The organism is Entomomonas sp. E7T21, from assembly GCF_058693955.1.
In genome coordinates, this window is the sequence record NZ_CP191672.1 from 1,088,755 (window position 1) to 1,101,792 (window position 13,038).

Annotated in this window: 10 protein-coding genes; 3 read left to right on the forward strand and 7 right to left on the reverse strand. The window is 35.6% G+C overall.

The annotated features are described in order from the left end of the window. Positions 1-117: 117 nt before the first annotated feature. Complete coding sequence (locus tag ACQVD9_RS05195; RefSeq protein WP_264747795.1) at positions 118-630, forward strand: dihydrofolate reductase; 513 nt, start codon at positions 118-120, stop codon at positions 628-630. Between the two features lie 146 nt (positions 631-776). On the opposite strand, the gene ACQVD9_RS05200 is transcribed toward ACQVD9_RS05195, so the two are convergent. The 4 genes from ACQVD9_RS05200 to ACQVD9_RS05215 all read right to left on the reverse strand — a co-directional run bounded on the left by ACQVD9_RS05200 (position 777) and on the right by ACQVD9_RS05215 (position 5,242). Next, positions 777-1,271, reverse strand: a complete 495-nt coding sequence (locus ACQVD9_RS05200; RefSeq protein WP_264745016.1) for a DUF934 domain-containing protein — start codon at positions 1,269-1,271, stop codon at positions 777-779. Next, positions 1,255-2,907 (reverse strand): nitrite/sulfite reductase, encoded by a 1,653-nt coding sequence (locus tag ACQVD9_RS05205; protein ID WP_492089225.1) that lies wholly within the window; start codon positions 2,905-2,907, stop codon positions 1,255-1,257. The genes ACQVD9_RS05200 and ACQVD9_RS05205 overlap by 17 nt, the downstream gene beginning before the upstream one ends. A gap of 304 nt (positions 2,908-3,211) precedes the next feature. Then, positions 3,212-4,393, reverse strand: coding sequence for a vWA domain-containing protein (locus ACQVD9_RS05210; RefSeq protein WP_264745018.1), 1,182 nt, complete (start codon positions 4,391-4,393; stop codon positions 3,212-3,214). Positions 4,394-4,396: 3 nt separating this feature from the next. Continuing rightward, positions 4,397-5,242, reverse strand: a complete 846-nt coding sequence (locus ACQVD9_RS05215) for an AAA family ATPase (protein WP_264745019.1) — start codon at positions 5,240-5,242, stop codon at positions 4,397-4,399. Positions 5,243-5,566: 324 nt separating this feature from the next. On the opposite strand from ACQVD9_RS05215, the gene ACQVD9_RS05220 reads away from it, so the two are divergent. Further along, complete coding sequence (locus tag ACQVD9_RS05220; protein WP_264745020.1) at positions 5,567-6,919, forward strand: OprD family porin; 1,353 nt, start codon at positions 5,567-5,569, stop codon at positions 6,917-6,919. A gap of 76 nt (positions 6,920-6,995) precedes the next feature. Here the strand turns inward: ACQVD9_RS05220 and ACQVD9_RS05225 are convergent, their stop codons facing one another. Further along, on the reverse strand, positions 6,996-8,399 hold the full coding sequence (locus ACQVD9_RS05225; RefSeq protein WP_264745021.1) for a DNA recombination protein RmuC: 1,404 nt from the start codon (positions 8,397-8,399) through the stop codon (positions 6,996-6,998). Positions 8,400-8,903: 504 nt separating this feature from the next. Between ACQVD9_RS05225 and ACQVD9_RS05230 the strand changes: the two genes are divergently transcribed. Beyond that, a complete protein-coding gene (locus tag ACQVD9_RS05230; protein WP_264745022.1) occupies positions 8,904-10,556 on the forward strand; it encodes an electron transfer flavoprotein-ubiquinone oxidoreductase in 1,653 nt (550 codons plus the stop codon). A gap of 68 nt (positions 10,557-10,624) precedes the next feature. On the opposite strand, the gene ACQVD9_RS05235 is transcribed toward ACQVD9_RS05230, so the two are convergent. After that, positions 10,625-11,620 carry a M28 family peptidase gene (locus tag ACQVD9_RS05235; protein ID WP_264745023.1) on the reverse strand — a complete coding sequence of 332 codons (996 nt, stop codon included), beginning with the start codon at positions 11,618-11,620 and terminating at the stop codon, positions 10,625-10,627. A gap of 148 nt (positions 11,621-11,768) precedes the next feature. After that, entirely contained in the window at positions 11,769-13,001 is a 1,233-nt protein-coding gene (locus ACQVD9_RS05240; RefSeq protein ID WP_264745024.1) for a sugar transporter, read from the reverse strand. Between the last annotated feature and the right edge of the window lie 37 nt (positions 13,002-13,038).

Consider the following 13,038-nt stretch of genomic DNA (forward strand, 5'->3'; position numbering starts at 1 on the left):
TTCTGTATTATTAAATATTTATAGCGTATTAAACAATGATAAATTTCATTTAAAACTTATACTGTATTTTTTATCAGGTATACTTATGTACCACTTTGTTAATGGATATAAGATGTTATGTTGCCTTTATCAATTATAGTAGCATTAGCAGATAATCATATTATTGGTATCAATAACCAGTTACCTTGGCATTTGCCTGCTGATTTAAAGCATTTTAAAGCGGTTACTACAGGTAAACCCATTATTATGGGGCGTAAAACATGGGAATCTTTGGGTCGTCCTTTACCTAATCGATTAAATATCGTAATAAGTCGACAAGCAGATTTTGTAGCAGAAGGGGCGGAAGTCTATCCAACATTAGAAAAGGCTATGCTGCGTGCTAACGAATGGGCAACAGCTCAACAAGTTAATGAAATGATGTTGATCGGTGGCGCACAACTTTATAGCATGGCTTTAGAAACGAATGTAGTAGATAAATTATATCTAACTCGTGTTCACCTTAAGCCAGAGGGAGATGCTTGGTTTCCTGAGTTTGATGAGAGTTTGTGGTGTAAAGCTGAAGAGCAAAGCTTTGCAGCAGAAGATGATAAGCCTGCTTATACCATAGAGGTTTGGAATAAAAAGATTTAGCTATCCCCCTAGTTTTTAATACTTTGTTGAATGGCTTAGTCGTATATTTGTACTGTCTTCAGCCATCCGCCTCGTCCTAAAAACTATGGAAACAGCTATAAAATCACTATTTTCTAGTATGGGTAACTAGAAAATAGCAAATGGTATCAGCGTCTTTTAAATAATGGTAAAGGCTGATCTGTTGCACCTTGGTAGGTTTCTGTAAAGTCATTTAAACTTAATAAAGCGTTTTCGATGTCTTTGTCTGCTCTCACCACAAAGGCATTAAAGCCACAGCGATGCATAGCAAATAGTTGATCTTTTAATACATCACCAATGGCACGTATTTCCCCTTTATATCGATAGCGATCACGTAAAATACGTGCACTAGAATAGTGTCGTCCATCAGTAAATGCAGGAAATTCTAGGGCAATAAGGGGTAATGTTGTTAAATCATCTGCCAATTCTTCAATTTCTTGTGATGAGTCTAGCCAAACTGCAGTTTGACCATCACGTTTTTGCAGTAATTGTTTGTGTTCTTGCCACAAAGCAAAGGGCACAATAACGTCATCACAATTAGCAATGTTTTCAAGGCTAATATCGTTAGCCAGTAAATGCCAATTATCATTCACGATCTGAGCATCTTTAATTATTTTTTGCATAAACATGCTCCTTAAAGGGCTCCATACCTAAGCGTTGATAAGTATCTATAAAACGTTCATCAGCATGTCGTTGTTTGAGATAGAATTGAATAATCTTTTCTATCACATCAGGTATCTCTTCTTGTGCAAAAGAAGGGCCTAATACACTACCTAAAGCCGTGTTATAACCCGTATTACCACCTAAAGATATTTGGTAAAACTCTTGCCCTTTTTTATCTACACCTAAAATGCCAATATGACCAATATGGTGGTGGGAACAAGCATTCATACAACCAGAGATATTAAGGTCTAATTCACCTATATCAAATAAATAATCTAGATTATCAAAACGGCGTTGAATAGCTTCTGCCACAGGAATTGATTTAGCATTAGCGAGTGAGCAAAAGTCTCCGCCAGGGCAAGAAATAATATTAGTAAGCATACCAATATTAGGTGTGGCAAAACCTAGCTCTCGCATTTGTTGCCATAGTTCAAATAATTTATTTTGCTCAACATCTGCGAGTACAATATTTTGTTGATGAGTTGTTCTTGCTTCGCCAAAGCTATATTGGTCGGCAAGATCAGCAGCAGCATCCAATTGTTTATCGCTAATATCTCCAGGAGGCGTAGCGGTAGCTTTTAATGATAAAGTAACAGCAATATAACCTGTTTGTTTATGGGGACGGGTATTTTGTTGTCTCCAACGAGCAAAACCAGGGTGTTGTTGATCTATTTCATTAAAATCAATATCTGTTAATTGCTTATAAGCAGGAGCTATAAAGTGGCTGCTAATGCACTTTACTTCTGCTTCAGTTAAAGTCATTGGGCCATCTTTAGCGTTTGCCCATTCAGCCGCTACTTTTTCTGCAAATATTTCAGGTGTTAACGCTTTTACTAAAATTTTAATACGCGCTTTATATTTGTTATCACGACGACCATAACGGTTGTAAACACGAACAATAGCATCAAGATAGGTTAATAAATGTGGCCAAGGTAAAAATTCATTAATCAATGAGCCAATAATAGGGGTACGGCCTAAGCCACCACCTACATAAACTTTAAAGCCAAGTTCACCTTGTGAATTACGAATGGCTTCAAGACCAATATCATGTACTTCAATTACAGCACGATCTTGTTGAGCACCATTCACAGCAATTTTAAACTTGCGAGGTAGATGGTGAAACTCAGGATGAAAGGTTGACCATTGACGAATAATTTCACACCAAGCACGTGGGTCGATCACTTCATCCTTTGCAACGCCAGCGAATTGGTCAGTGGTTGTATTGCGAATACAGTTACCACTGGTTTGAATAGCATGCATTTGTACCGTAGCAAGTTCAGCTAGAATATCTGGTATATCTTCTAATTCAGGCCAGTTAAATTGAAAGTTTTGACGAGTAGAAACGTGTGCATAACCTTTATCATAATTACGCGCAATACTGGCTAATTTACGTAGTTGTTTAGAAGATAACAAGCCATAAGGAACTGCTATCCGCAACATAGGTGCATAACGTTGAATATAGACACCATTTTGTAAGCGTAGCGGGCGATATTCATCTTCTGTTAAATCACCTGCTAAATAGCGGTTTGTTTGATCACGAAATTGCTTAACGCGTTCGTCTACAATTTTCTGATCATATTCATCATAGATATACATTTAATTTCCAATCACAGCTAAGTTATTTCTACATAACAAATACTTTTTTATCATTTGATAGTGCTATCCCCTAGTTTTTATACTTTGTTGAATGGCTTAGTTGTAATGTCTTTGGCCATTTGCCTTATCTAAAAAACTATAAAAACAGCTACATAACAAGGGTATAGTCTAAGGTGTGACAAGATAACAGTTTCTGCTTATGCTTAAAAGTGCTATTTATTCATATATAAATAACATAATGGAATAATAAATGGTTGAAAAATATTTTTATTAATTGATTTTAAAGAAGTTATTTGAGTATTAGCTATTTGCTTAAATAGCTAATACCTGCTTCTAATCCTTCTAACGTTAAAGGATACATATGGTTATTAACCAATCCCTTCACCATATCGATTGAGCGAGTGTATTGCCAAGCATGTTGCGGGTAAGGATTAAGCCAAATAACTTTGCGATAATGTTCTATAAAGCGTTGCATCCATAGACTGCCAGGCTCTTCATTATAATGTTCGACACTACCACCGATATAATTTATCTCATAAGGGCCCATAGCGGCATCACCTACAAAGATTACTTTATAGTCTGGGCCGTATTTATGTAGGATATCCCATGTAGGGATGCGATTAGTCTGGCGACGATGATTATCTTGCCAAACATTTTCGTAAATAAAGTTGTGGAAATAGAAATACTCAAGGTATTTAAACTCTAAACGGCACGCTGAAAATAATTCTTGGCACATTTCAACATGCATATCCATTGAGCCACCAATATCGAATAACAGTAATAGTTTTACTGCATTGTGGCGTTCTGGTTTCATGCGGATATTCAGTAGTCCAGCATCTTTAGCGGTAGCTTCAATGGTATTATCTATATCTAGTTCTTCACTAGCACCTGTACGGGCAAACTTACGTAAACGACGTAAGGCCAGTTTGATAGTACGGCTACCAATTTCTACTTGGTCATCTAGGTTCTGATATTCTCTTTTTTCCCAGACTTTTACAGCACGACCTTGTCGTTCACCTGCATCACCAATACGAATTCCTTCAGGATTATAACCCCCTGAGCCAAATGGACTAGTGCCACCTGTACCAATCCACTTATTACCACCTTGGTGACGTTCTTTTTGTTCTTCTAAGCGTTTTTTTAAGGTTTCAATTAGTTTATCTAAACCGCCCAACGCCTCAATTTGTGCTTTATCAGCGTCACTAAGATTTCGTTCTAACTCTTTGCGTAACCATTCATCAGGGATAGCAGCACTTAATAACTCAACATCCACTTGATTAATACCTTCAAAGTAAGCAGCGAAGGCTCGATCAAATTTATCAAAATAGCGTTCATCTTTAACTAAGATACTACGTGCTAGATAATAAAACTCCTCCATATCTGCAAACACAATATGATGTTTAAGTGCATTAATTAAATCTAATAGTTCTCGTAATGAAACAGGAACTTTAGCTACACGTAGTTCATTAAAGAGGTTAAGTAACATGGCTTAATCCCTATGACGACGGCTCATAAAATTTAAACGTTCAAGCAAGTGAATATCTTGTTCGTTTTTCAGTAATGCACCAGCCATAGGCGGCAGAGATTTTGTAGGATCACGTTCCCTCAAAGTGGCAATATCAATTTGATCGGCCATTAATAGTTTTAACCAGTCAATTAGCTCTGAGGTAGAAGGTTTTTTCTTAAGGTTTGGAATAGCGCGAATATCAAAAAATACTTCCAAAGCTTCTGTCACTAGCTCTTGAGTGATATTGGGATAATGTACATCAATGATTTTTTGTAAGGTATTACGATCAGGGAAGGCAATATAATGGAAGAAGCAACGTCTTAAAAAAGCATCAGGTAATTCTTTTTCATTATTAGAAGTGATGATAATAATCGGACGTCGTTTAGCCTTGATCGTTTTATCAAGTTCATAAACATAGAATTCCATCTTATCGAGCTCTTGTAATAAATCATTAGGGAATTCAATATCAGCCTTATCTATTTCATCAATAAGCAGAATAACCTTTTCTTCACTTTCAAAAGCCTCCCACAGCTTGCCTTTTTTTATGTAATTGGCAATATCGTAAACTTTTTCAACACCTAGTTGAGAATCCCTGAGACGACTTACCGCATCGTACTCATAGAGACCTTGATGGGCTTTTGTGGTAGATTTTATATTCCAACTAATGAGTTGTGCATCAAACGCTTCAGCTAATTGTTCTGCTAATACAGTTTTACCTGTACCAGGTTCACCTTTAATTAATAAAGGACGTTCAAGGGTAATTGCTGCATTAACAGCTAGCTGCAAATCTGTTGTTGCAATGTATTGGGATGAGCCAGTGAATTTCATTATGGTTCCTAATAAGTACAGTATTAAGTAATAGTGATTAGTTAAGAATAGTAAATATAATATGGTTATTTGACTATTAGCTAATAAGAAATACTTAGATAAATAGGCTAATTGTTATTATATTATGCTAGGCATAAATTAAAACAAGTAATATGCCGTAATAATTTAATTTTATAATTGTTAAAAAGGTGTTTATCCAGTTATATTTATATTCTAAATAATTATTTACATAATATTTCCTATAATAATAGGATATATGTGTTCGTGAAGATGTATTTAAAAAATGTGTTATCCATGCAAAGCCTATAGTAGGATATTTATATTATGAAAAAGCTACTCATATTGACCACAGCTTGTACCACAACATTTTATTTGCCTTTAAACGCTATGGCTGAAGAGCATGGTTTCTTAGAGGATAGTACATTAACAATTACGGCTAAAAATTATTATTATGATAATAATAATCGTGATAATTACGCTGGCCAAGCACGTGAATGGGGACAAGGATTTATCCTTGATTATAAATCAGGTTTTACGCAAGGCACTGTAGGTGTAGGTATTGATGCTTTGGCTATGTTTGGTTTTCGTTTAGACAGTGGTGGTCGTTCAGGTAAGGCTAATATTGATCGTACTCCAGGAACCATGTTTCCATTAAAGCGTAATGGTAAAGCAGAAGATAGCTTTGGTAGTTTTGGGGTAGCACCTAAAATTCGTATTTCTAAAACAGAAGCAAAATATGGTACGTTCATTCCTAATATGCCAGTAGCAGTTGGTAATAATGGTCGTTTATTACCACAAACCTTTGATGGCGGTATGATTACTTCTAATGAGTTTGAAGATTTTACCTTTGTAGGTGGTAAGTTAGAACATGTTAAAGGTCGTGCTTCTACGGATAACCAATCAATGTCTGTGGATGGTGCGAGTACTGGTATAGCTAGTAATAAGTTTTATTTTGGTGGTGTAGATTACCGTGTTACCAAAGATTTAAAACTGCAATATTACTATGGCAATTTAAAAGAGTTTTATAAACAACATTTCTTAGGTTTAAACTATGGTTTAGCGTTACCAGTAGGTAATTTAACCACAGATGTACGTTATTTCTACAGTGATTCTGATGGCAAAAATGCGAGTAGTTCAGGTAGAGGTGAAGGCTATCGTATCAAAGGTTACAATAATAATGGTGAGGTAGATAACCAAACATGGAGCTTAGCATTAACCTATACTGTAAAGGGACATGCGCTTACTGGCGGTTATCAAAGTCTTTCTGGGAATAGTAACTTTCCCTTCTTAAATCAGGGTACGGCATGGTCAGGTGCTGGTGGATCTACAGCCTACTTATGGACTGATAGCCAAATTGGTAAGTTCTTAAGTGCAGGGCAACGCACTTGGTTTGGCCAATATAGCTTTAACTTTGCTGATGTAGGTGTGCCTGGTTTAACGGCTTCTATTAAGTATCTAAAAGGTAGCCATGTTTACGATACTCGTGCTGGCGCTAATTATGGTAAAAAGGAAAGAGAATGGGAGCGTGACTTTAAAGTTGCCTACAAAATTCAGTCAGGTCCTTTAAAAGATCTTGAGTTAGCATGGATGAATGCAACTTTCCGTTCAGGTGCTTCTAATGACTTGGATGAAAATCGTCTAATTGCCACTTATACTTTTGTATTTGATAAGTTCTAGTAAAGAGTTAAATTTAAAAAAGCCATCAATTAAGATGGCTTTTTTATTCATGATACTTTGATTTTTTATAGAGGGCCTATGAAGTTGGTGGTTCTATGCTTAATCCTAAGGCTGCTTTTTCTTGCCAGTCGTCACTTATTTCACCTTTAACGGCTACACCTAACTCTACAAAATCATCTACCAGTTTTACTAAGTTACCCTTGCCATCCGTTAATTGGCCTTTAGCTTTTCTATAGGCTGTTTGGGCTTTGGATAGGTTATTTTCAATTTCATCCATACTGCTTAAAAAAGAGCGCAGTTTGTCATAAACTTTGCTTGCTATATTAGAAAGTTCTATCGTATTACGGCTCTGATTTTCAAGTCGCCATAGTTGTCTAACAATAGTGAGGCAAGCAAGCAGTGTAGTAGGCGTAGCCACTAAAATATTTTGATCAATGGCTTTTTGCAGTAACGTTTCATCATTCTTAAAAGCTGCAATAAAAGCAGGCTCAATAGGAATAAACATAATCACCAATTCAGGCGAATTAATATCTGGTGATTTATAATAAAAACGCTCTGATAATTCTTTAATCCGTTGGCTAATGGCTTTAATATGTTCTTTAAGGGCTGATTGTTGAAGCTCCGTAGTCTCGGCATTAATGGTTTTAATATAAGCATTAAGCGATACTTTTGCATCGATGACTAAGTGCTTTTGTTGCGGAAGATTGATGATTACATCGGGAACTTGAGGTTCACCTTCTTCAGAATAAATTCGCTTTTGTAAGCTAAAGTCTTTATTGGGTTGTAGCCCTGCTTGTTCTAATATATTTTCTAAAATTAGCTCACCCCAATTACCTTGCATCTTTTTATCACCTTTTAAGGCAACGGTTAAATCATGAGTTTCTTGGGTAATTTGTAGATTGAGTTCTTTTAAATGCTTTAATTCTTGGCTTAATTCTGTTTTTTGAATAGTTTCTGCATGGTGAATTTCTTCTACTTTATGACGAAAGCCTGCAATTTGTTCACGAAAAGGTGTTAATAATGATTGCAGTGATTGTTGGCTTTGCTCAGTAAAGCTTTTACCTTTAGCCTCAAAAATCTGAGAGGCTAATTGTTCAAACTCTAACTTTAATTGTTGGCGATTATCATTAAATAACTTTATTTGCTCAACAAAATGTTCTTCTTTTTGTTTTAAAGTCGTATTGGCTTGGATATATTGATTAGTCAGTTGGGTATGGCGTGTTTGTAAATGTTCAAATTTAATTTGTAGTTCTTGGTTGTTAGCCTTTAGCTCTAAATTTTGCTCTTTCAATTGAGTATTTTGAGTTTTAAAGTTTTCAGCTTGAATATGATAATCCTGTTGCTGTTGTTGTAGGGTTTGTAGTTGTAAATTAGCATCAGTAAGTTGTTTATATAATGCCCAAATAATACTACTAAGGACAAAAAATAATAATCCAGTAGCAATAATAACTAACCATAAAAGAGTAGGAGTATCCATCATTATTTATAAACATTAATTAGAAAAATTATTTACTATTGTAATAGAGAATAGATAAAAAAAGGTTATTTTAAAAATAATGTAGCATAATAAAATGTAGTGTTAAGGAGCATGCTATTATTTATTATTACTAAAGTCTGTAAAAATAAAGAGTATAAAAGTAAGAATATTTGATAGAGTGTCACATTTAATTCAATATGGCTAATGACTTTAGCATTAATTGATATATATCTTGAATTTGTAATTATTGTAGTAAAAAATCTATATTTTTTGATAAGCAAGGTTAAATTATAGTGCTATAATATGTTGAAAATCGGTATTTGATTTCGCATCGTGAAACTTATGGACTTAAATAATTTAATAATGTCAGTTATATTAGTAGAATTTATTGATAAAATAAGTAAATATTAGTAAAGGGTTTAGTAAGTTTTAGTCAAAATAACATTGTTTATTGATAAGTGGCCTAATTACTAAACGGTAAATAAGAAAAGCTGTGAGGAGAATATTGTGGAACGTGAATTCATGGAGTTTGATGTTGTAATTGTTGGGGCGGGTCCTGCAGGGCTTTCTGCTGCATGCCGTTTAAAACAAAAAGCAATAGAAGCAAACCAAGAAATTAGCGTTTGTGTGGTTGAGAAAGGGGTAGAGGTAGGCGCCCACATCTTATCAGGTGCGGTATTTGAACCTCACGCATTGCAAGAATTATTTCCTGATTGGAAAGAGAAGGGTGCACCTTTAAAGACTCATGTTAAACGCGATGATATTTATTTCTTTACCAGTGAGAAAGATTCTAAAAAAATTCCAGATGCGTTCATTCCTAAAACAATGCGTAATCATGGCAATTATATTATTTCTTTAGGTAATCTATGTCGTTGGTTGGCTGAGCAAGCAGAAGCATTAGGTGTAGAAGTATATCCTGGCTTTGCTGCACAAGAATTATTAATAGATGATCAAAATAAAGTATGCGGTATTTTAACGGGTGATATGGGGGTTGATAAAGATGGCAACCCTAAAGAAGGCTTATACACACCAGGCATGGAATTACGTGGTAAATATACTTTATTTGCAGAGGGCTGCCGTGGTCATCTAGGTAAAGAACTTATTAAGCATTACAACTTAGATGCTGATTCTGATCCACAACATTATGGTATTGGTATTAAAGAGTTATGGGAAATCGACCCAGCTAAACATGAAGAAGGTTTAGTAGTACATACCACAGGTTGGCCATTAACGAAGGCAAGTCCAGGTGGTTCATTCTTATACCATATTGAAAATAACCAAGTAGTGGTTGGTTTGATTATAGATTTATCTTATGAAAACCCTTACTTATCACCTTTTGAAGAATTCCAGAGGCATAAATTGCACCCAGTTATTCGCCAATATTTAGAAGGTGGTAAACGTATTTGTTATGGTGCACGTGCCGTTGTAAAAGGTGGTTTAAACTCTCTACCTAAAATGATTTTCCCAGGTGGTGCTTTAATTGGTTGTGATTTAGGAACATTAAACTTCTCTAAAATTAAAGGCAGCCACACAGCAATGAAGTCTGGCATGTTAGCAGCTGATGCTACTTTTGAAGCTTTAGTGGCTGGTCGAGCAGGTGATGAATTAATTTCTTATCCAGAATTATTTAAAAATAGTTGGGTATATGATGAGCTATATCGCTCACGTAACTTTGGCCCTGCTATGCACAAGTTTGGTACATTCTGGGGTGGTGCGTTTAGTTATATTGATCAAAATATCTTTGCAGGTAAATTACCTTTTACTTTGCATGATACTCGCCAAGATTATAATACCCTTAAGAAAGCAAGTGAGTCAGCAAAGATTGATTATCCAAAACCTGATGGGATAATTACATTTGATCGTTTGTCTTCGGTGTTCTTATCAAATACTACCCATGAAGAAAATCAACCTTGCCATCTAAAATTGGCAGATGCTAATGTTCCTATCAATAAAAACTTACCTGAATATGCTGAACCTGCGCAACGTTATTGCCCTGCTGGTGTATATGAAGTAGTTGAAAATGATGATGGTACTAAGCGTTTCCAAATTAATGCAGCTAACTGTGTTCATTGTAAGACTTGTGATATTAAAGACCCTGCACAAAATATTACTTGGACTCCACCTGAAGGTGGCGGTGGCCCAGTTTATCCTAATATGTAATTATTATTTTCCATAGGGTCTCTATGGTGGAGAAGCTTAGGCTTCTCCATTTTTTTACCTGAATTATTTCAGTAGTGTTGTACAACAATATAAACACCCTGTACTACTTTGGCCATACGGTTGTAATCTAAATCATCCCAGCTATCACCGCCTACCTCATGATAATGATGATTACGATAAAAAGCAGTGTCTGTAACCATCACAGCAGGGAAGTTATTTTTCCAATAATGTTGGTGGTCTGAAAGATCAATACCTGGTACAGAGCTTGGAGCATTAAGCGAGTAGACAGGTAAATCTGTAGCTCCCATCATTAAGCTTTTTACTTTGCCTGTTACTTTTCTATTATCCATATTGCTAATCACAGCAATAAAGTTACCTTGATCGCTGTATAACTTTTTCATAAACCCAAAAGGGAAGTTTTGTGAGTTAGGCTTATCACTAAAATAACCTATCATTTCGAGGGAAATCATTAATTTTACAGATTGTTTAGTTTCTGCAAGCCAACGAGCGTGGAAAGAGCTACCCATATTATCTGTTCTAAAAAAAGGGGGCTCTTCTAAACTATAAGCAACTAATTCAACAGGAGTTGTAGGTGGATTCTCTTTTAATAATCTGGCTAATTCTAATAACCCTGCTACACCACTGGCATTATCATCTGCGCCACGAGTCATACCACAACTATCATAATGAGCCCCTATAACAATGCGTTCCCCTTGTTCAGGGCCAAAACGAGCAATAATATTGCGATAGGTATTATCTTGTACTTGAAAAGGTTGCTCTGATATTTTGTCTGAGTAAAGAGATAATTGCTGTTTAATATAATCGGCAGCTGCATTTAAATTATCTAAATGGGTATAGCTTCTTGGATGATTGGTAATAGATAATTGTTTAACATGCTGGATAAGGTGTTCGGTAGAAACAGCAGGAATTGTCGTTGAAGTGTGTTGAGCCTTTATATAAGACTGGGTCATTAATGAGCAGGAAGTAATAAGTCCAGCTATTAACAGACCAGTAGTTGCCAGTAAAGTAATAACAATTCTTTTTATTCTATAGGCATTTAACATAAATGACTCCTTGTTTTACTGGTGTTTTAATATATCCATTCTAAGTACTTTGCGGTTTAACTGCAAAGGTCATTAATTTTCAATTAAGGTTTAGTACAAAGCGTTACCTTGTTAGATGAAATAATTCACAGAGTCATTAAATGCTGTTTTACTTATCAGCTGCTAGTTTTTCTTGATAGGGTTGTAGATTATATTGTTGTGTCCAATAGCGACGAGAAATAAGGCAGAATATAGCGAAGGCAATCAATACAAATACAGCGCCTGCATAACCTACATAAGATGTATTGGTTTTTGCTAATACAATACTTCCTACTAATGCTCCGCCACCAATACCAATATTGAAGATACCTGAGAACATGGAGATAGCCACATCAGAAGCATCAGGTGCTATATCCAATACTTTAGTTTGTAGAGCAAGGGCAATAATAGTCATTACACTGCCCCAAATGATACAAAGTATAGCAGTGGTATAATGGCTATAGGTGCTGATAGTCAGGACTAGTAAGCTAGTTAATAGAATAGCTATTGAGCTCAAAACTAGCCCAATTGGATATTGTGGTGATTTTTTTGTAAAAATAATACTGCCAATAATGCCTGCACCACCAATACATAATAATAAAATCACTACAAAGTTTTTGCTAAAGCCACCTACTTCTGTCATAAAGGGGGTGATATAGGTATAAGCGGTAAAATGTCCTGTTACTATAATGGCTGTTAAGATATAAACATTGATAAGGGCAGGGCGTTTTAATAGAGAGGGTAGACTTTTTAAAGAACCAGCATTATTACTAGGTAATTTAGGAAGTAACCAAATCAATATTAGCATAACAATAAAAGCGATAATGGCAATGCATAAAAAGGTAATACGCCAGCCTGTATGTTGACCAATAATAGTTCCAATAGGTACGCCTAATACAGTAGCTAATGATGAACCTGTTACGATAAAACTTAAAGCCTTAGCTCGTTTATGAAAAGGTGCAATACGGGCAGCTAGTGGTACTGTAATAGCCCAAAATACAGCATGAGCACAGGCGATACCAATTCGAGCAACCATTAATGAAGCAAAGCTCCAAGCAAGCCAAGCCATAATATGGCTACCAATAAATAAAACAAACAAAATAACTAGTAATAAGCGTCTTTCTATTCTGGCAGTAAGGATGGTAAGGGGTAGCGACATTAGGGTGACTACCCAAGCATACCCTGTAATCAGTAACCCTGTGTGTGATACATCCATATTAAAACTTTCAGCAATACTCGGTAATAAGCCTACGGGTACAAACTCGGTAGTATTAAAAATAAAGGCAGCAAAAGATAGCGCAATAACGGGTAACCATGCTTGCCAGAATTTAGAGTTTGCAGAAGAGGTGGTAGTATCAGACATAAAAAATATACAGAGCAGAGTTATTAACAAATATAAA

What these genes read in the sequence shown, in the direction of transcription:
- ACQVD9_RS05195 (WP_264747795.1), top strand. Translation starts at nt 118, where the DNA reads ATGTTGCCTTTATCAATTATAGTAGCATTAGCAGATAATCATATTATT.
- ACQVD9_RS05200 (WP_264745016.1), bottom strand. Translation starts at nt 1,271, where the DNA reads ATGCAAAAAATAATTAAAGATGCTCAGATCGTGAATGATAATTGGCAT.
- ACQVD9_RS05205 (WP_492089225.1), bottom strand. Translation starts at nt 2,907, where the DNA reads ATGTATATCTATGATGAATATGATCAGAAAATTGTAGACGAACGCGTT.
- ACQVD9_RS05210 (WP_264745018.1), bottom strand. Translation starts at nt 4,393, where the DNA reads ATGTTACTTAACCTCTTTAATGAACTACGTGTAGCTAAAGTTCCTGTT.
- ACQVD9_RS05215 (WP_264745019.1), bottom strand. Translation starts at nt 5,242, where the DNA reads ATGAAATTCACTGGCTCATCCCAATACATTGCAACAACAGATTTGCAG.
- ACQVD9_RS05220 (WP_264745020.1), top strand. Translation starts at nt 5,567, where the DNA reads ATGAAAAAGCTACTCATATTGACCACAGCTTGTACCACAACATTTTAT.
- ACQVD9_RS05225 (WP_264745021.1), bottom strand. Translation starts at nt 8,399, where the DNA reads ATGATGGATACTCCTACTCTTTTATGGTTAGTTATTATTGCTACTGGA.
- ACQVD9_RS05235 (WP_264745023.1), bottom strand. Translation starts at nt 11,620, where the DNA reads ATGTTAAATGCCTATAGAATAAAAAGAATTGTTATTACTTTACTGGCA.
- ACQVD9_RS05240 (WP_264745024.1), bottom strand. Translation starts at nt 13,001, where the DNA reads ATGTCTGATACTACCACCTCTTCTGCAAACTCTAAATTCTGGCAAGCA.